Origin of the sequence: Microbacterium sp. LWH12-1.2 (genome assembly GCF_040675825.1) — a bacterium.
In the GTDB taxonomy this organism is placed as follows: domain Bacteria; phylum Actinomycetota; class Actinomycetes; order Actinomycetales; family Microbacteriaceae; genus Microbacterium.
In genome coordinates, this window is sequence record NZ_JBEGIJ010000001.1 from 2,484,423 (window position 1) to 2,503,813 (window position 19,391).

A 19,391-nucleotide genomic window follows, 5' to 3' on the forward strand; every position below is an offset into this window, starting at 1 on the left:
TTCTGCGTCGTCTGCGCTACTCCTTCTTGCGCGTCACCGCGCGCTGCAGCAGCACGAAGACGAGCAGGATGCCGCCCGTGATGATCGTCGTCATCTCCGGAGGGATCCCGCCGTCGCGCGTGATCAGCACGTTCATGAGCCCGAGGACCAGCGCGCCGATGACCGAGCCGAGCACGTAGCCGTAGGCGCCGGTCAGCAGCGTGCCGCCGATGACCGCCGCGGCGATCGCGTCGAGCTCCCAGCCGATGCCCGTGATGTTCTGCGCCGTGCCGAGGCGTGCCGTGTAGAGGACGGCGGCGAGACCGGCGAGGGCGCCGCTGATGACGTAGACGAGAACCTTGGTGCGCTGCACCGACAGGCCCATCAGCAGGGCGGAGCTCTCGGAGCCGCCGATCGCGTAGACCGTGCGGCCGGTGCGGGTGCGGTGCAGGACGAAGAACGCTGCGAGGACAACGATGACCGCGATGATGACGGCCGGCGTGATCACCAGGTCGTTCACCTTCGGGCCGTCGACGACCTTGAGCTGGACGCCGATCCAACGGATCGGGGAGTCCTCGCCGAGCCGTTCCGGCTTGGTGCTCAGCAGCGATGCCAGGCCGCGTCCGAGGAACATCATCGCCAGCGTGGCGATGAACGGCTGCACGTTGAAGTACCGGATCAGCACGCCGGAGACCACGCCGAAGAGCGCGCCGATGCCGACCATCACGACCATCACCGCGATCGCGTTCCATCCCGCGTTGGCCAGCATCACGCCGGCCACGGAGGAGAACGCGATGATCGAGCCCACGGACAGGTCGATGCCGCCGGTGATGATGACGAACGTCAGAGCCACGGCGAGCACGATCAGGTGCGCGTTGTTGATGAGCAGGTTCGACAGGGTGCTCGCCTGGAGGATGCGCCCATAGGCCACCTCGCCGTAGACGACCATGCCGACGAAGATCACGACGGAGGCGATCGTCGGCAGGACAGAAGGGTTCGCCTGGATCATCCGGCGCACCCGGTCCAGAATGGCCACCGGTTCGTCGCGCACGCGTGCCGCGGTCAGGGCGGTCATGCCTGCACCTCCTCTTTCATGGTCTTCAGCTCTGATGCTGCCGGCTTCTCCCGCCGACGCGTGCGGAACCAGCTGCGAACGCGCTCCGACTGCAGCAGGCAGAGCACCACGATCACGATCGCCTTGAACGCGGGAGTCGCCGACGAGGAGACACCAAGGAACAGCACGGTCTTGTCCAGGGTCGCGATGAGCAGGGCGCCGACGAATGCCCCGCTGAGCGAGAACTTTCCGCCGGCCAAGGAGGCTCCGCCGATCACGACCGCGAGGATCGCGTCGAGCTCCAGCTGGTAGCCGGTGCGGGAGATGTCGACGGTCATCACACTGCCGACCGACATGATGCCGGCGATCCCGGCGAGGATGCCGCTCAGGATGTAGGTGGTCAGCAGCAGGCCCTTGGGCTTGATGCCCGCCATCCGGCTGGCCTTAGGGTTGATGCCGATCGCTTCGATCATCAGACCGAGCGCGCTGCGCCGCACGACCCAGCCGACGAGGATGACGATCAGGACGGCGAGGATGAACACGACGGGGATGCCGATGAGGTAGCCGTTCGAGATCCACCGGAACGGATCGTTGGATGCCGCGGTGTTCTGCCCGCCGGTGATCACCTTCGCGATTCCGCGGCCGGCGAGCATCAGCACGAGCGTGGCGATGAAAGGTTGCAGTCCGACGTACGCCACCAGCACACCGTTGACGGCGCCCAGGATGGCGGTGATCAGCAGCGCGAGACCGGCGGCGGCGAATGCGACCCCCACCGAGCCAGAGTCGCCGGCGGCGTTCAGGAACTCCATCGACACGGCACCGGCGACGGCCATCAGCGATCCGACCGAGAGGTCGATGCCGCCGGTGGCGATGACCAGCGACATCCCGATCGCGATCATCATGATCGGCGCGGCCTGGCGCAGGATGTCGATGAGGTTTCCGACGAGGTTGCCGTTGTTGGGGTTGACCGACATCGCGAGGTACGCGGGGTCCTTCACCACGTTCAGCGCGAGCAGCGCGACGATCGCGACGATCCCCCAGAAGAACGGCTTGTGGATGAGTTCACGCCAGAGCGACGTGCGAGATGCGGCGGTCATCGCGCCTCCTCCTTCTCGGTGATGTGGGCGATCGTATCGGGTGCCGCGCCGTCGGTCTCCTCGAGAGTCTCAGCGGCCGCATCCACCCCGTGGGCGGCGATCACGTCGACGATCTCCTGCGCGGTGATGTCCGGGCCGTTCTGGATCTCGCCGATCTTGCGATGGTCCTTGAGGACGACGATGCGCTCGGAGAGGCGCACGACCTCTTCGAGTTCGGAGGAGATGAACACCACGGCCACGCCTTCCTCGGCGAGCATCGCGACAGCCTCCTGGATCTCGGCCTTCGCACCCACGTCGATTCCTCTGGTGGGCTCGTCGAGGATCAACAGCTCTGGCTTGGTGGCCAGCCAGCGTCCGAGCAGCACCTTCTGCTGGTTGCCGCCGGAAAGATTCTTGATCATGCGTTCCGGGTCGGCCGGGCGCACGTTGAGTTCAGCGATGTACTTCTCGACGATCGCATCCTGCTCCTTGCGCGACATGGGCCGCGCCCAGCCGCGTTCGGCCTGGACGGCGAGGATGATGTTCTCGCGAACGGTGAGATCGCCGATGATGCCCTCGTCGCGGCGGTTCTCGGTGGAGAATGCGATGCGCCGGGCGAGCGCTTCGGCAGGCGACTTCAGATCGGCCTTCGCGCCCTTGACCGTGATCGTGCCCTCGTCGGGGCGATCGGCGCCGTAGAGGAGCCGGGCGAGCTCGGTCCGGCCCGAGCCGAGCAGGCCGGCGAAGCCGACCACCTCTCCCGGGCGGATCTCGAGGTCCGTCGCTTCGACAGCACCGCGGCGGGCGATGCCGGATGCCGAGAGCACCGGCTTCTCTCCCGCTTCGCGCGGTGCGCGGCGGCGGTTGCCGCCCAGCGACTTGAGGGTGTCGAGGTCCTTGCCGATCATCGTCGAGATGAGCGCATGCCGATCGAGATCGCGCGTGAGGTACTCGCCCTCGTACCGTCCGTTGCGCAGCACCGTGAGCCGGTCGCTGATCGCATAGATCTGGTCGAGGAAGTGGGAGACGAAGAGGATGGCGACGCCCTGATCGCGCAGGGTCCGCATGACGGTGAAGAGGCCTTCGACCTCGGCGGCGTCGAGGCTCGAGGTGGGCTCGTCGAGGATCAGCACCTTGGCCTTGATCGCCATCGCACGACTGATCGCGACGAGTTGCTGAAGGGCGATCGAGAGCGTCGAGAGCGGCTTGTGCGTGTCGAGGTGCTCGAGACCGAGACGCGTGAGGGCCTCGGTCGCCGCGCGGTGGGTCGCACGCCAGTTGATGCCGAACGGGCCGCGGATCTCGTGTCCGAGCATCACGTTCTCGCCGATCGACAGGTTCGGCGCGAGGTTGACCTCCTGGTAGACCGTCGAGATGCCGGCCTCCTGCGCATCTGCCGTGCCCGCGAAGCTTCGTTCGCCGCCGGCGACGACGATCGAGCCGGCATCGATCCGGTACACACCGGTGAGCGCCTTGATCAGGGTCGACTTGCCGGCGCCGTTCTCGCCCATGAGCGCATGGACCTCGCCCTGGAAAAGCCGGAAGTCGACGCCGTCGAGGGCTTTGACGCCGGGGAACTCGATGGAGATCCCGCGCATCTCGACGATGGGGAGTTCTTCGTTCATCGCTGACTCTCAGTTTCGAAGATGGTGTTGCCCGGGTGGCGGACGCGCCGCCACCCGGGCCGGTCGCCGGATCGCTCCGGCGGAGTGATCAGTACTTGCGGTCCGCCAGGACGGCCTTGGCCGCCTCGGCCGAGTCGAACTCCTCGCTCGGGACGACGATGTAGGAATCGACCTTCTCGCCGGCGAGAGCCTTCTCGACGACCTCGAGGGCGGTCTCCCCGAACAGCGGGTTGTACTCGTGCACGTAGCTGAGCTGGCCGTCGGCGAGCGCCGTCATGGCGTTCTTGGTGCCGTCGATCGTGGCGATCTTGACGTCCTTGCCCACGACCAGGCCCGCTTCTTCAGCTGCCTGAGCGGCGCCGAGGCCCATCTCGTCGTTCTGGGCGAACACGAGCTGGATGTTGTTGTTGTTGGCCTTCAGCATCGTCTCGAAGACGCTCTTGCCCTCTTCGGCAGACCAGTTCGCGGTCTGCGCGTCGAGCTTGGTCAGCTTCGTGTCTCCGAGGCCCTCGTCGAAGCCCTTGTTGCGCTCGTTGACGACGCCGACGCCGGCCGGGCCCTCGAGGACGACGTAGTTGCCGCCATCGGGGAACGTGGCTGCAGCCCAGGCACCGACCTCCTTGGCGACCTCGACGTTGTCGGGGGCGATACGGGTGACGTAGAGGCTGTCGTCATCGGGCTCGATGCCGCGGTCGAGCAGGATGACCGGGATCTCGGCCTCCTGCGCACGCTTGAGCGAGTCCTCCCAGCCGGACGCCTCGGTGGCGGACAGCAGGATGACGTCGACACCCTCGTCGACGAACGACGTGAATGCGTCGATCTGCGACTTTTGGTCGAGGTTGGTGGCTGGTGCGTACTTGAGCTCGTATCCGGCGTCCTCGGTGAAGGTGTCCTGGATGTTCTGCTCGTTCGCCTCGCGCCATGCTCCCTCGGGGCCGACGGCGACGAAGCCGACGGTGGTCAGCTCACCGGAGCCACCTCCGTTGCCCTCTTCCGGGGCCGCGGTCGAGCAAGCGGCAAGACCCAATGCGAGCGCGCCGACTGCGGCCAGCCCCAGTGCGGTGCGGATGCGCGTGTTCACGGACATGTTCTCCTCCTTGAGAGGCCGGGGTTCTCCCCCGGCAAGCGTGCGGACCGACGTGGTCCCCTGCGTGATTGCAGGACGCCTGGTCGAGCGCCCTGCCGCGATGTTACCGGGAACAATTCGTGGAACACAACATTTCTCGCAAAGTTCTTTCAAAGTCGCGGCCGCGTTCTCGTTACCGGTCACAGTCCGATCACGATTCGTCGGTCGATCCCCTGTCTGCAGCGATCATCTCGACGACCGTGTCGACGGTCACCCCGGGGCCGTTGCTGAGCTCGCCGATCTTCTCCCGGTCTTTCAGCACGATGATGCGATCGCTCAAGCGCACCACCTCTTCGAGTTCGGAGGAGATGAACACCACCGCCACGCCGTCGCCGGCGAGCTGTGTGATCCGGCGCTGGATGTCGAGCTTCGCGGCGATGTCGATGCCACGCGTCGGCTCGTCGAGGATCAGCACGTGCGGGCGCACCGCGAGGGCGCGGGCCAGCAGAACCTTCTGCTGGGTACCGCCGGAGAGCAGCTTCACCGGCCGATCGAGGTCGGCGGGGTCCAGGTGCAACGCCTCCACGTAGGTGTCGATCAACGTCGCGGCCTCAGACGGCGACAATGGTCGCGACCAGCCGCGCAGCGCCTGCAGAGACAGCACGATGTTCTCGCGCGCCGTGAGCTCGCCGATCAACCCCTGCGTGCGGCGGCTTTCGGCGGTCATCGCGATGCGGTGCCGCAGTGCCGTCGAGGGACTGCGCATGTCGACTTTCGCGCCGTCGACCCATATCTCGCCGCTGTCCGCCCGGACGGATCCGCTCAGCAGGGAGGCCAGCTCGGTGCGCCCGGAGCCGCGCAGACCCGCGAGGCCGACGATCTCGCCGCGCTGCACCTCGACATCCATCCGGTCCAGTTCGCCACGGCGTCCCAGATCCGTCGCCTGCAGCACGGGTGTGGCGTCCGAGGCGTAGTGGTGGGCCTTGCGCTCCGACTTCAGCGCTCGAAGGCTCTCGATGTCCTTGCCGAGCATCTGCGAGATGAGGTCGGCGCGCTCGAGGTCGCGGGTCGCGTGCTCTCCGATCCAGCGCCCGCCGCGCAGCACCGTCATCCGATCGCTGATCGCGAAGGCCTGTTCGAGGAAATGCGAGACGAAGAGGATCGCGACCCCGCGTTCCCGAAGGCCCCGGATCACGCGCATCAGGATGGCGACTTCGGCCTGATCAAGGCTCGAAGTGGGTTCGTCGAGCACCAGCACCCTGGGGTCATCGACGACGGCGCGCGCAAGCGCCACGAGCTGCTTCTGCGCCGGCGAGAGCATCGACAGCGGAGTCTTCGGGTCGAGGTCGTCGAGGCCGAGCCGTGCCAATGCGGCAGCCGCATCCGCTCTCGTCCGGCGCCAGTCGATGCCGAACATGCCGCGGCGCTCGCGCCCCAGCATGACGTTCTCACCGACACTCAGGTTCGGGCTCAGCTGCGTCTCCTGGAAGACGGTCGCGATCCCCGCGGCACGGGCATCGGCCACACCCGCGAAGCGGCGCTGCTCACCGGCGACGCTGACCGTTCCGGCCACCGGTGCGCAGGTACCGGTGAGGACGGCGATCAGCGTGGATTTGCCTGCGCCGTTCTCCCCCATCAGCGCGTGCACCTCGCCGGGGAACAGCCGGAAGTCGACATCGTCGAGAGCGCGCACCCCGGGGAAATCCACGGTGATTCCTTCGAGCTCGACCAGCGGCTGCGGGTCGGGGAGCGCCATCAGCGCACCTCCCGCGGTGCGGCAGAAGACGCCCGCGGCACGAGTTCGGTCGGGATGCGGGTCAGCGGCGGGATCTCGCGCTCCTCCATCGCAGCGCGGAGCATCTCGACGACGGCGCCGCCCAGCGCGTGGAAGTCCTGGCGCACGGTCGTCAGCGGCGGCAGGAAATGGCGCGCCAGCGGCACATCATCGAAGCCCACGATGCTGAGGTCCTTCGGCACCTCGAATCCCTTGTCATGGAGCCCGTGGATCAGCCCGATCGCCATGTCGTCGTTGGCCACGAAGATCGCGGTGTAGTCGGGGAGGCGGTTCAGTCCCATGGCGAAGTCGTAGGCGAAGTCCGCGGTCCAGTCGCCGACCACGATCGGTCGCTCCCGGATGCCCCAGGACTTCGCCCTGGAGTGGAAGGCGCGTTCTCTGGCCCGAGCGTCCAGCCAATCCAGGGGACCTGCGATGTGCAGGATGTCGCGATGTCCGAGCGAGACGAGGTGGTCGACGACGAGCGTCGTGCCGGCGTGCTGGTCGATCGATACCGTCAGGAACGTGGGGTCGGCATCCGCCTTCACCACGAGCATCGGCACGCTGAGCGAGATTCTGCGCAACGCGGCCACCGACGACGATCGCGGCGCGATCACGCACAGCGCGTCGACGCCCTGCGTGACGAGGTTGTCGACGGCATCCTGCGGGGTGAGCGCATCGCCCTCGTGCAGCGCGACCGCTGTGACCGAGTAACCGGCGGCCCTGGCGGCGAGTTCGACGGCCCGGAGGATGCTGGTCGGACCGAAGGCCACCGGACTCTCGATGATGACGCCGATGCGCCTGGTGCGCTGAGTCGCAAGCGCGCGGGCGACGAGGTTGGGACGGTAGTCGAGCTCTTCGATGGCCTCGAGCACGCGCCGTTTGGTGTCCGGTTTGATGTTCGGGTGATCGTTCAGCACCCGCGAGACGGTCATGTGCGAGACGCCGGCGATCACCGCCACCTGCCGGATATTGGGCTTGTCCGAGCCGACGTTCACCATGCGCACCTCCGTCGGCCCCGCCTTCGATGATGTTACCGAGAACAGCTCCGGAGGCGCAATCGGCGCGTCTCAGTCGACCATCCGGAAGGTCGCGTCGGCACGATCGCCGTCGGTGACGATCGGGTCCACCCAGACCTGGAAGTTGCGATGACGCAGGTACCGGTCGGGGAAGTTGTGCGACTGTAACGACGTCATCATCGAGTGCCCGAGCCCGGCGACCGGCAGGAAGGTCGCGTCTCCGGCGAACAGCGCCGTCCCGTCATCCTGGTGCAGCACCACCCGGTAGCCGCTGTGCCTCAGGAAGCGCCCCGGCTGATCGATGGACTCGAAGGACACCCGGCCTCCGCCGGCGCCGGCGCGCCCCGGCACGACCCGGAAGCGAGAGAGGGCGAGCGTCGGTGAGAGGGTGAGTGCGACGGCGGTCCCGGATGCCGAGAGCCAGTGCCCCGGATGCGTGAGCGCCTGCAGCCGCGAGGTGCGGACGCCATTAACGGCAGCGGCCGCCGTCAGAGTACCGAATCCGAGTTGGTCATACCCTCCGGAGGTCTGCCCGTAGTCGCCGCCGCCGCCTTCCGCACGCACCGCCGTCACCATCTGCTCCGTCCACGGAGCGCTGAGTCCGCGCCTTCCGGCGTAGTGGCCGAGGATGAGCTCCCACACCGGGCGCAGCTGCCCGCGCGAGTTCTCGCTGACCACTGTCTGCGTCTGCCAGCCGACGTGCGGGGCGTTCGTGTTCGGCCCCGACTGCCAGGAGTACGCGGTAAAGGGCACATCGTTTCCGAGATTGTATTTCGCGACGTATTCCGCCGCCTTCAGGAAGCGGTTGTCATCGGCGCCCCACAGGTCGATGCCCTGGTTCCACGCCATCTCGCATATGGCGCCCATCAGGCCGATTCCCATGACCGTGTGGCCCTGGTCACGGCCGCTCTCCTGCCATTGGGCGAGCCCCTCACTCTCGTACACGAACGGGACCGCGTGCGGCAGCGACCCGTTGCCGGCACCGTTGTGGAAGTAGTCCGCCGCGCGGTCGACGAGGTCATCGCGATCGGCGAAGATGCCGATCGCGATGATGGACGCCATGTTGCACAGATCCCAGTTCGCCCAGTAGTTCGTGATGACGGCATTGTTGTGGTGGGTGAGGAACTGCTCGTTCATCGGGTGGAAGATGTTCAGCAGCATCGTGCGGAACGCATCCCGCTGGAAATCCGGCCGGTCACGGACCAGTTCGGCGGCGTTCGCGAACTGATAGCCGTAGATGCCGGCGGCCAGGAACCGGTCGGCGTTCCCGCCGATCGAACGCAGGTTCGACGACCAGGCGTTGAGGATGCGCACCGCCGCCGCGCCGTGCTCCTCCACCCCCGACGCGTGCCACCGCAGCGCGTTCTGGTAGGCCGCGTGGATGTCGTACGCCATCTGCATGTAGTTCTGACCGGTGCCACCGCGGATCACGTCGGCGAGCGGTCGCGGCGGCCAGGCGGCATTCGCACGGCCGTTCGCGGCGAGCCGCTGGAACCCGGCGAACCAGGGCTGGGCCTGCGCACCGACCCGGCCGGCGATGTCCGCCAGGTCGGATGCCGTGTGCAGCAGCCCGGGGTGCGCGTAGGTCGAGTCGAACAGCGCTGTGTGCGCGAGATGTGGGTGCCGCGAGGCCGAGACAGCCGCCGATGCGGGCGTGGCGACGAGTGTGCTGACCCCGGCCCCGCCCAGTGCGACAGCCCCCGTCGCCAGCGCGACGCGTGCCATCAGACCCCGCCGCGTGATCCCTCGTTCCGCCGCAGCGGCATTCATGTTCGTCGACTCCATCGTCGCTCCCTCTCGCATCGGCGGGCCCAGTTGCCGCGCCTGCGCTCGAAGTTAGCGCTAACAAACACTCCTGGTCAAGCAATCCACCCCCCGCACTGGCAGAAGGACCCGGGCGGCGCCCGGGTCCTTCCTCGCGTCAGAGCGTCAGAGCATCAGCCGCATGTGGCCGCCTCGGTGTCGACCTGCCGCTGCACCTGCACCTGTTCACCGCCGACCGTGGCCGTGGCCTCGACCGTGACCTCGCCGGCCGGGATGGTCGCCGCGCGGGTGTTGATCGCGGCGGACTTTCCGGCATCCGGCAGCACCGTGCCGAGATCGCGACGCCCGAAGTCGGACACCGCGGTGAAGGCGATCCCCACCACATCCTCGTTCACCACCCGTACGGTCTGGGTCAGGTTCTTGCCCGCGACGCAGCGCGTGGTCACCTCGACCGAGAACTCCAGCGACGCGGCGGCCGTAAAGGACCAGTTGTCTACCTCGACGAGATCGGCCGTCGCTTCGGCACCCTCCGGACCGGCGAACACGAAGAACACGTCATGCTCCCCGGTGGCGCCCGTCACGGCCGCCTGCACGCTCGTCCACTCACCGACCGTGCCGCCGACAGGGATCTCTGCGACGACCGGACCGTCGACGTCATCCAGGCGCACCTGGATGCTGCCGCCGGCGACGAGCGGCTTCACCGTGGCCGAGACCGTCGCGGCGCCTGCCCCGAAGTCGACTCCGGCGATTCCGGCGAAGTCCCCGTCATCGATGGCGGAGAGCATCATGTTGCCGCCGCCGTTGTGCTTCGGGAACTCCACCGAGGCGGAATCCGTCTTCGCGGTAGTGATCCCGCGCTGCCACGCCAGGGTCTCGGCCTCGAAGGTGCGATACGGATCGAAGCTCTCGACCTGCTCGACGCCGGCCCGGGTTCCGGTGACCGGCTTGATGGTGCCGTCCGCGTTGAACTCGAGCTTGTCGATGTGCACGGAGCGGTAACCCTGAGTCGCGCCCGGCGTTCCCAGCGCCGCCGCCCATGCCGCACCCCTGGTCTGGGCGTGGTAGGTGAAGTACGTGCCGCCCTTGTAGTCGAACATGTCGGAGTGGTTGTTGCCCCCGTTGCCTGCGCCGAAGAAGGTCGACGGGTTCTGGAATGCCACGCCCGCGTACTGCGCGGCCGTGAGATCCATCGGGTCATCGGTCATCATGTACGCGATCGCGCCCCGCGACGGGTACGCCCCCGGCACTTCATTGACCTGGAAGTTCGACGAGTACGAGTAGTAGTACTTACCGTCGTGCTTGAACATGCTCGAGGCCTCGAACATGCCGGGTCCGTCGATCTCGACCGGGTCGCCGTCGAGCGTGACCATGTCGTCCTTCAGCTTGACCACTCTCGTCGACTTCGGGTTCTGCGGTCCCTGCACGTTCGGTGAGGTGCCGATCTGCGAGTTGCCGCCGAAGTACAGATATCCCTGTCCGTCGTCGTCGATGAACACCTCGGGGTCGAACAGCCACATCCCGGCGGGGAATCCGCCGCCGGCGATGTACTCGGGCGACACGGTGTCCGGGATGATCTTCTTCCCGAGCGGGTCCTCCCACGGCCCGAGCGGCGAACCGCCGACGACCACGGCCGTTCCTGTTCCGCTGTCGCAGAAGTACAGGTAGACCTTGCCGTCCTTCTCGATCGCAGCCGGCGCCCAGGAGTTCCGGCTCCACGGCGCCGCGCCGCCTTCACGCGCGACGGGAACCGTGCCGTGATCGACCCAGTTGACCATGTCGCCGGTGGACATCACGTTCAGCCGGGTGATCCCGCCGTAGCCATTGGACTGCGTCGGCAGCCCGTTCGCGTCCTTGCTGTTCAGGTCGTACTGCTGCGTGTCGTCCGTCGAGTAGATGTACAGGCGGCCGTCGTAGACGAGGTGGTGAGGATCGGCGCCGAACTTGTGCCCGACCAGCGGGTTGTGGTCGCCGATCGGCTTGGTCTGCACGTTCTCGAGGCCTGCGAAGTCGGGGCCTTCCGGCGCATCGGCGATCTTGATGAGAGAGACCTCGTCGACGCTGAACGCCTGCAGCGCGCTGGAGCCCCACGGCGTCTCGACGAAGAGCCAGTCCGCGGCGACGTGCTTCGCCTCGGCGGTGAACTCCCGCGAGAAGCTGCCCCATTCACCCTTGGTGAAGGTCTGGCCATAGTCGGCGCAGCCGTTGAAATTCGCCGGGCAGAACGTGAAGTTGAACTGCTGCGTGGCGTTGCCCTCGTCGAACTTCAGCTTTCCGGTCAACCGGTACACGGCGCCGAGCTCGATCTTGCCGGTGACGCTGGCGAAGGGACCGGACTGGGTGTTCGCGCGGGCCGTCGCCTGCAATGAGTGCGCACCGCTCGCGGCATCCTCGCTCAATGCCAGCGTGCCCCCGCGCGGAGCGGTCCAACCGGCGAAGTCGCTGACGAAGCGACCGTCCGGCAGCAGGTTCCCCGGTACGGCCGGCGGGTCGGCCACGGCCGTCACGACGGCGCCGGCCGCCGGCACGATGCCGGAGAGCACGCCGTTCTCGACGATGCCGGCTGGTGCGGTGTACGCCGCGCTGCTGCCGAACGCCGCCATCGGCGATGCGACGAGCGCGGCGGCGCCCACCAGCGCCGTGGCGAGTCGGATCGACCTGCCTCGCGCCCGTCCGGTATGCGGCGCCGTCCTGGCGCCGTCGATGATCTTCTTCATGCGGTCTCCTCTTCGAGATGCGGCGCGAGACGCCGACAGCTCGGATGTTACCGGTATCAGAAAACGCGGAGCAACGGTTTCGAAAAGCCTTGACAGCGCTCGCGTGCGGTGCTCAGGCGCGCGGCGGCGCCGACGAGGCACGCACAACGAGCTCGGGCTGGATGAGCTCGCGCAGATCCGATTCGCCGCCGTCGATCGCGATCAGCAGCTCGCGCATCACCAGTCGTCCGAGCGCGGCGAAGTCCTGCCGCACAGTGGTCAACGGCGGCAGATAGTGGCGAGCGTCGGGGAGGTCGTCGAAGCCGACGACGCTGATGTCTTCGGGCACCCGGAGGCCGCGCTCGGCGAGTCCATGGATGAAGCCGAGCGCCATCTGGTCGTTCGCGACGAACACGGCGGTGGCGTCGCCCAGCTCGAGCGTCCGCCCGAACTCGTATCCGGAGTCGGACGACCAGTCGCCGATGGCGAGGTCGCGCACCTCAAGCCCGTCCTGTTCGAGGCAGCTCCGCCATGCCTCGGTCCGCGCCTTTGCATCGAGCCAGTCCTGCGGGCCGGCGACGTGCAGGATCACCCGGTGCCCGAGGTCGATGAGGTGCCGTACCGCGGCCGTCGCGCCGGCCCGCTGGTCGACGGCGACCGTGTGCATGCGGTCATCCGGCTCTTCCTTCACCACGAGCGTGGGGACGGTCGCGAGCCGCACCACATCCAGAGACGATGCACGCGGCGCGATCACGCACAGTGCGTCGATGCCCTGGGTGACGAGTTCCAGCACCCCGGCGTCGATGCCCCCGGCCTCGGCGTCGACGACCGAGAACGCGCTGACCGCATAGCCCTCAGCGCGCGCCGCAGTCTCGACTGCTCGAAGGGTGCTGTTCGGACCGAACTGCTCGGGGTTGTCGACGATCGCGCCGATCCGCATCGACCGGCGGGTCGCGAGGGCGCGGGCGATCGAGCTGCGGGTGTAGTTCAACTGCTCGATCGCATCCATGACGCGATGCCTGGTCGATTCCCGGATGTTGGGGTGGCCGTTGAGCACGCGCGACACGGTCATGTGCGAGACGCCGGCGCGATCCGCGACGTCGTAGATGCTCGGACGTGCCGAGTCGCCTGAGGGCGCCGAACCACTGCTCATGCTTCCCCTCCCACGACCGTGAACATCGCAAGACTACCCGGCTGGCGGGGAAGGGCGCGTTGAGCCGCGCTGGGGCGATTCTCCCAGCGCGGCTCAGTGCGGTGCAGTCGTGCTCAGCTGCAGGCGCGTGCCGGGTAGGACACCTCCCGCTGGACCGTCGCGGCCTGCCCGTCGACGTCTCCGGTGACCGTGACGGTCACATCGCCGCCGGGAATCGACGCCGACCGAGTCGCGATCGAGACGGTCTTCGAGCTTTCGATCCCGGATGCCGTCGCCTGACCGTAGCCCGACGAGATCGTGGCATCCACCGCAGTCTCGCCCGCGTTCCCGATCCGCACCGCGAGCACTACCTTCCCGGCGACGCAGCGCGTGGCCGCCGAGGCCGACACGTCCAGCGCCGGCCCCTCCACGGTGACAGTGGTCGTCACGGTGCGGTTCTCGGCGGCCAGCCACTCGGCATCCGTCATATCGAGGATCGGGCTGCCGTCCTGCCGGAAGTACACCATGCGCACTCCCGCATCGCGCGACCCGTTCTGTGTGGCTCTGGCGTGGAAGACGTTCAGCAGGTTGCCGTCGTCGTCGTAGGTGTAGGAGTTGTGCCCCGGCCCCCAGTTGTTCGTGAAGGCGCCCTCGTAGTGCCAGATCGGATAGTCGCGGATGCCCCAGGATGCCGGGTCGAGCAGATCCGCTCCGGACGCGGCGGTCGCAAGCCCCACAGCGTACGTCCAGTCGATGCCCGATCCGGAGAACGTGATCATGATCTTCCCGTCGCGCTGGATCACGAACGGCCCCTCGGCGACCTCGGCAGTGTTCGCCGACCATCCCTTGTCGGGCTGCACGATCGTGGAGCGCTCGCCGATCAGCTTCCACGCTCCGGTGGCCGACGGTGCGACCTTCGCGATCTTCAGCACCGCGGGCCCGATGCCCGTCGACGGGACGTTCCGCTCCGACCACACGACGTAGTCGTCGCCCTGGTCCTCGAAGTGAGTCATATCGAGAGTGATGCCGGTTCCGTAGGTCGTGAGCGGGTTGCCGGCGGCATCCACCACGCGCTGCGGTGCCTGCCAGTCGGCTCGCACCAGCGGGTCACCGCCCGGCTTCAGACGCATCGTGTAGGACTGCACCCCGTTCCAGCCGTTGACGCTGTTCGCGTTCGCGGCGAAGAGGACGAAGAGATCGCCGTCGACGACGTGCAGCTCCGGCGCCCAGAGCTGCGCATTGACCGAGGTGCCGGACAATCCGTAGCCGAGGATGCGGTTGTCCGGCGCGCTGGCCAGCCCCGCGACGGTGTCGGCGCTGCGGATGAAGAACTCGTCCTGCCCGGCGTCATCGGTGGCGATGAAGAGCCAGGTCTTCTCACCGTCGGCGCGGGTATAGCGCAGCACGTGCGGATCTGCGCGGTTCTTCAACAGCGGGAAGTTCGTGTCCGTGGTCTTCAGGCTGCCGGAGACCGTGTACTCGCCGGGTGTCGAGAGGTCGACGCCCGATGTGTCCCACGTCACCCGGAAGTCGTGCGTGCCGCCGTCGGAGTACTCCGCGGCGACCTTCTCGGGCAATTCGAGAGACCCGCCGACCTCGACGGTGACAGACGCCGGCGCCTGCACGGCGGTGTTGTGCACCCGCCCGAGGAGTCCGTCGGTGCTGCCGGCCTCGGCCGCCGTCAGCGGGATGACCGTCGCGGTCTCGGCGAAGCCGACCCCGATGCCCGCTGAGCGACCGCTGGGGTGTTGACCCACGCCGAGGTACTGCACGGCGTCGAAGGACGTCGTGGTCCCCGCGAGCGCCGAGCCGTTCGGAGCCGTCCAGATGACGCGGTACGCATTCTCCTCGGCATCCCATTCGGCGGACACTGGTCCGGCCGCCTGGCCGGTCAGCGGAAGGAAGTCGATCTCGGTCCAGTGCACGAGGTCGGGCGACGTGAACACGAGTGCCCCGCTGCCGTCCGCAGCGCCGGCGGCATTCACCCGGCGCGCGATGATGCCGAAGCCCTCATCGCCCTTCAACCGGAACAGGTAGGGATCGGCGAGGTACCGCTTGATGCCGTTGACCTGCTCGGTCATCCCGCTCACCGACGGGAACACCACGCCCGCGCCCGAGTTCAACGGAGCGAAGGCGCCTCCGTCGACACTCAGTGCCAGGTGCGCCGAGCGGGTGACCTCCGGATCGTCGCCGCCGCGCGTGTTCTTCGACGTCGTGTACGTGGCGATGCGCGCAGCTCCGACTTCGATAATGCGCACCTGGAACTGTGCCGTCGCGGCATCCGCGCCGGACCCGACCGTCGCCTCGAGGGTGGCGTCGGCCATGCCGCTCTCAGGCCCACCGGCAATGGCTCCGTCTTCGATGGAGCCGGCACCGGAGACGTGCGACCAGACGACCGGAAGCCCGAGCGCTGTAGCGGGAAGCACGTATCCCTCTTCAAGCACCGAGGGCACGACGAGGGCGGCAGCCGCCCTGGCCGCCTGTTCGGCGGCGTCCGGCGCGGCCAGCACGGTGACGGTGAACTCGCGGCTCGCGCTCTGTCCGCGCACGGATGCGGCGGCGGTGAGCGTGACCACCGTGTTGGACGCCGGCTGCACGACGGTGCCGTCGGCGGCGACCACACCGGGCTGCGAGGAGCTCCAGATGACACCGCCCGCGGTGGGCAGCACGAGGTTGCTCGCGACCGCGTCGAGGTTCTGCGCGTTCACGGCGGCGAGGTCGATCGCGGCCGCCGTCTCTGCGGCGACCTGCTGAGCATCCGTCGCCGCGATCTCGACCAGCGTCGTGACCGGCAGCGCCTCCTGGTAGACCCGGAAGGTCGAGACCTTGCCCTGGTAGAGGCTGTCGCCGCCGTACGCACTCTTGCCGATGTAGTTCATCGTGTGCGTCAACAGGTCGCTCAGGTGCACGGTCGAATCCGTCTTGGCCGCGACCTGCGTGCCGTCGATGAACAACCGCAGGGTCGACGTCGTGCCGCCGGTGTTCTTCTCGATCGTCGCCGCGACCGACTGCGACCGCCCCTCGACGAGCTTGGTCGCCGAGGTGACGGTCTGCTCACCCGACCAGTTCGTCTTCGAGATCGCCAGCCGCGGGGCGATCGGCTGGATGAAGAACTGCCCTGTCGAGCTGTCGCCCGACCCGCCGAAGTTCCAGAGGAACTTCGCTCCGGCGAGCGCCTGCGGCGTGGTCTCGATCACGATCGTCGCCGCGCTCTTGCCCGCGAGCAGGTCGTTCGGCAGCTGCACGTAGTTCGAGCCGGTGAACTGCATGGCGCCGCTGCGCCAGGCGGCCCCGCCGACGACCGCGGCGTCACGATGTGCCGCGCTCGAGTCGCGCAGCACCGTGCCGTTCGACTCCGAGAAGTCGTAGAGGGCCAGCAGCGATGCCGGCTCGGTCAGAGCCGTGGGGCGCACGACCGTTGCACCCGCAGCGGACGGCGTCAGCACGGCGAGGCATCCGGCGAGCACCGCGCCAGTGAGGGTCTTCGTGAATCTCATGTTCTGATCTCCCGTCAGCCGCAGGTGCGGGTGTCGTAGAAGGTGCTTGCGGAGTACGAGGCATCGCTCGCGGTGCCGTCGACGACGACGGATGCCGCCCCGATCGCGTTCTGCCTGGTCGACACGGTCTGCGTCACCGTCTTGCCCGGCTGCACGGCCTTCACCGTCTTGACGCCGAAGGGCGTCGAGATGACGACATCGGCCGCCCGGGTGTCATCGTTCGTGACGGAGATGGCGATAGAGGCCTTGCCTGCCACGCAGCGCGTGGTGACGGCCGAGCTCAGCTTCAGGTCAGGGTCGGTCCCGACTCCGGCGTAGTGGAACATCACGCGCTGGTACTCCGCCCCGGTGATCGGCACGATGCCGCCGTGACGCTTCTTGATCGCACCGAGGTTGACGTCGCTCGCCTTGCTCCACACCGTGTTCGACGTGGAGGCGAGGTCGGTCGTGCGGAAGGGCACATAACCGCGACCGGTCGCGTACTGGTCGGCGAGCAGCCCGTAGAGCTGTTGCGCGCCGGCACGATCGTCGTCGTTGTACTGGAAGAACTCCGGACCCTCGAGGCAGGCGCCGGTGTAGTTCGTGCCGGCGGCGCAGGTGCCGCTGCCCTGCAGGATCGACTGCAGCGTGCCGACGAGCACCCACTGCTGATCGGTGCCCGTGGCGGCCGGCAGAGCCGATGCCGTGGTCGCGGCGAGGTTCTTCGACCGCTCGATCGTGATCTCACCGTCGCCCGAGGCACGGTAGTACCAGTCGCCCACCTTGATCACCGTGGTGTCGATGATGGAATGCTCGCGGTCGATCCATTTGACCGGAGTCGAGAAGGCACGGAAGTCCCGCGTGGTCGAGAGATAGATGTCGACGCTGTCCCCGAATGCGGTGTTCCCGTCAGCGCGGGTCGCCCAGTACACGTAGTACTGACCCGTGACCTCATCCCAGATCGCTTCGGGCGCCCAGGCCATCCCGGCGTTCGGGATCTCGCCGGCGACGTCGGAGAGACGCGGCTCGCTCCAGTTCACGAGGTCGGTGGATTCCCAGATCACGAGCTCGGTCGAGCCGTCCTCGGTGGCGTGGGCGTTGCCCCAGCCGCCGCGGTGGTAGATGCTCAGGTCGGTGGCGATCAGGTAGAACCGGTCGCCCTCCGGCGAGCGCACCAGGAACGGGTCGCGCACGCCGCCCTCGCCCTCTCCTGCGTTGCGTTCGGTCGACAGCACCGGGGCGCCTGCAGGGCGGGTATCCGTGAAGACCTTGGCGTCGCGGCTGGTGGCGAAGTAGATCTGCTCGTCGGACGCAGAGCCCTCCGTGCCGGTGAAGTGGGCGAAGATGTAGTCGGTCGTCGCGGGCATGTCGTAGGCCGCACGAACCACGAGCGCGATTTCGCGGGTGGCGGTCTCGTCATCGATCGTCGCGGTGACGGTCAGTACGACCTTGGCGTCGCCGCCCTCCGGACGCGTCACGATTCCGGGTGCGGTCTGCGCGGTGCCGGCCACATCGACGATCGAAGGAGCGGAGCTCTGCCAGGTCAGCGCGGAGCCGTAGCGGGATCCGGATGCGGGCAGCGCGAAGTTCGAGCGGATGTCGTCGGCGTCCGTGATGCTGATCGCATCGAGGTCGCGCTGGGCCTTGTCCGAGGCCGCGGGATCCCTGAGCACGGTGACCTGGAAGGTGCGCGGGGTGCTCTGCACTCCGCGCACGGCGGAGACCGCGGTGAGGGTCACGACGGTATCGGATTCCGGCTGCGTCACGGTGCCGTCGGAGGCGACGATGCCGGGTTCCGACGAGGTCCAGGTGACGCCGCCCGCGGTGGGCAGCGTGAGGTTCGTCTCCACGGCGTCGAGACTCTGCGCGTTCACGGCGTCAAGATCGATCGCTGCGACCGTCTCGGTCGCGGCGCTCGCGGCATCCGTCGCTGCGATCTCGGTCAGCGTCGCCCCCGGCAGTGCCTCCTCGTACACCCGGAACGTCGAGACCTTGCCCTGATACAGGGTGTCTGCGGGGTAAGCGCTTTTGCCGATGTAGTTGACGGTGTGCGTCAGCAGGTCGGAGAGGTTGACGCTGGAGTCGGTCTTCTCGGCCACCTGCGCACCGTCGATGAACAGCCGCAGGGTCGAGGTCGTGCCGTCGGGGTTCTTCGCGATGGTCGCGGCGACCGACTGCCACTGCCCTTCGACGAGCTTCGTCGCCGACGTGACCGTCTGCTCACCGGACCAGTTCGTCTTGGTGATCGCGACGCGGGGGGCGACCGGCTGAATGAAGAACTGCCCCTGTCCGCTCGACGGGGCGGCCGTGCCGCCGATGTTCCAGAGGAACTTCGCACCGGTGAGCGCCTGTGGGGAGGTCTCGATGACGATCGTCGCCGCGCTGCGTCCGGCGAGCAGGTCGTTCGGCATCTTCACGTGGTTGGCGCCGGTGAACTGCATGTATCCGCCGTTCCAGGCGTCACCGCCGACCACCGTCGCGTCGTTGCCGTGCGTGCTCGCATCGTGCGCGATCGTGCCGCTCTCCTCTGAGAAGTCGTACAGCGCCACGAGCGAGGCCGGTTCGTCGGCTGCTGCCGTACGCACCGGTGCAGCGGTCGCCGACACCGGTGCCGACAGGGCCAGGCCCCCCACCAGCGCCGCGCCGAGTGCGCCCGCGATCACGCGCCGGCCGCGGCTGCGCGTCTGTTCAGAACTCATCATGAGAACCCCTTCGTTCTTTCGTGCATCGGTG

11 protein-coding genes are annotated in these 19,391 nt (G+C 67.8%); all 11 read right to left on the bottom strand.

Features of this window, described 5'->3' with window-relative positions; genetic code table 11:
• Positions 1-16: 16 nt before the first annotated feature.
• Positions 17-1,054 (bottom strand): ABC transporter permease, encoded by a 1,038-nt coding sequence (locus MRBLWH12_RS11890; RefSeq protein WP_102194521.1) that lies wholly within the window; start codon positions 1,052-1,054, stop codon positions 17-19.
• Positions 1,051-2,130, bottom strand: a complete 1,080-nt coding sequence (locus MRBLWH12_RS11895) for an ABC transporter permease (RefSeq protein WP_363549104.1) — start codon at positions 2,128-2,130, stop codon at positions 1,051-1,053. Before MRBLWH12_RS11895 ends, MRBLWH12_RS11890 begins: the two co-directional genes overlap by 4 nt.
• Positions 2,127-3,734, bottom strand: a complete 1,608-nt coding sequence (locus MRBLWH12_RS11900) for a sugar ABC transporter ATP-binding protein (RefSeq protein WP_363549107.1) — start codon at positions 3,732-3,734, stop codon at positions 2,127-2,129. Before MRBLWH12_RS11900 ends, MRBLWH12_RS11895 begins: the two co-directional genes overlap by 4 nt.
• 88 nt (positions 3,735-3,822) lie before the next feature.
• Entirely contained in the window at positions 3,823-4,821 is a 999-nt protein-coding gene (locus MRBLWH12_RS11905) for a substrate-binding domain-containing protein (RefSeq protein WP_363549109.1), read from the bottom strand.
• Positions 4,822-5,011: 190 nt separating this feature from the next.
• On the bottom strand, positions 5,012-6,556 hold the full coding sequence (locus tag MRBLWH12_RS11910; protein ID WP_363549111.1) for a sugar ABC transporter ATP-binding protein: 1,545 nt from the start codon (positions 6,554-6,556) through the stop codon (positions 5,012-5,014).
• Positions 6,556-7,575, bottom strand: a complete 1,020-nt coding sequence (locus tag MRBLWH12_RS11915; RefSeq protein WP_363549113.1) for a LacI family DNA-binding transcriptional regulator — start codon at positions 7,573-7,575, stop codon at positions 6,556-6,558. The genes MRBLWH12_RS11910 and MRBLWH12_RS11915 overlap by 1 nt, the downstream gene beginning before the upstream one ends.
• Positions 7,576-7,644: 69 nt before the next feature.
• Complete coding sequence (locus MRBLWH12_RS11920) at positions 7,645-9,378, bottom strand: AbfB domain-containing protein (protein WP_363549115.1); 1,734 nt, start codon at positions 9,376-9,378, stop codon at positions 7,645-7,647.
• 152 nt (positions 9,379-9,530) lie between these two features.
• On the bottom strand, positions 9,531-12,071 hold the full coding sequence (locus tag MRBLWH12_RS11925) for a glycoside hydrolase family 43 protein (protein WP_363549117.1): 2,541 nt from the start codon (positions 12,069-12,071) through the stop codon (positions 9,531-9,533).
• Between the two features lie 112 nt (positions 12,072-12,183).
• On the bottom strand, positions 12,184-13,203 hold the full coding sequence (locus MRBLWH12_RS11930; protein WP_363549120.1) for a LacI family DNA-binding transcriptional regulator: 1,020 nt from the start codon (positions 13,201-13,203) through the stop codon (positions 12,184-12,186).
• 113 nt (positions 13,204-13,316) lie between these two features.
• On the bottom strand, positions 13,317-16,679 hold the full coding sequence (locus tag MRBLWH12_RS11935; protein ID WP_363549122.1) for a family 43 glycosylhydrolase: 3,363 nt from the start codon (positions 16,677-16,679) through the stop codon (positions 13,317-13,319).
• Positions 16,680-16,693: 14 nt separating this feature from the next.
• Positions 16,694-19,360: an immunoglobulin-like domain-containing protein gene (locus MRBLWH12_RS11940; RefSeq protein ID WP_363549125.1), complete on the bottom strand. Its 2,667-nt coding sequence runs from the start codon at positions 19,358-19,360 to the stop codon at positions 16,694-16,696.
• Positions 19,361-19,391: the final 31 nt, after the last annotated feature.

Excerpts from the sequence above, each read along its gene's own strand:
- MRBLWH12_RS11890 (WP_102194521.1), bottom strand. The coding sequence starts at position 1,054 with ATGACCGCCCTGACCGCGGCACGCGTGCGCGACGAACCGGTGGCCATT.
- MRBLWH12_RS11895 (WP_363549104.1), bottom strand. The coding sequence starts at position 2,130 with ATGACCGCCGCATCTCGCACGTCGCTCTGGCGTGAACTCATCCACAAG.
- MRBLWH12_RS11900 (WP_363549107.1), bottom strand. The coding sequence starts at position 3,734 with ATGAACGAAGAACTCCCCATCGTCGAGATGCGCGGGATCTCCATCGAG.
- MRBLWH12_RS11905 (WP_363549109.1), bottom strand. The coding sequence starts at position 4,821 with ATGTCCGTGAACACGCGCATCCGCACCGCACTGGGGCTGGCCGCAGTC.
- MRBLWH12_RS11910 (WP_363549111.1), bottom strand. The coding sequence starts at position 6,556 with ATGGCGCTCCCCGACCCGCAGCCGCTGGTCGAGCTCGAAGGAATCACC.
- MRBLWH12_RS11915 (WP_363549113.1), bottom strand. The coding sequence starts at position 7,575 with ATGGTGAACGTCGGCTCGGACAAGCCCAATATCCGGCAGGTGGCGGTG.
- MRBLWH12_RS11920 (WP_363549115.1), bottom strand. The coding sequence starts at position 9,378 with ATGGAGTCGACGAACATGAATGCCGCTGCGGCGGAACGAGGGATCACG.
- MRBLWH12_RS11925 (WP_363549117.1), bottom strand. The coding sequence starts at position 12,071 with ATGAAGAAGATCATCGACGGCGCCAGGACGGCGCCGCATACCGGACGG.
- MRBLWH12_RS11930 (WP_363549120.1), bottom strand. The coding sequence starts at position 13,203 with ATGAGCAGTGGTTCGGCGCCCTCAGGCGACTCGGCACGTCCGAGCATC.
- MRBLWH12_RS11935 (WP_363549122.1), bottom strand. The coding sequence starts at position 16,679 with ATGAGATTCACGAAGACCCTCACTGGCGCGGTGCTCGCCGGATGCCTC.
- MRBLWH12_RS11940 (WP_363549125.1), bottom strand. The coding sequence starts at position 19,360 with ATGATGAGTTCTGAACAGACGCGCAGCCGCGGCCGGCGCGTGATCGCG.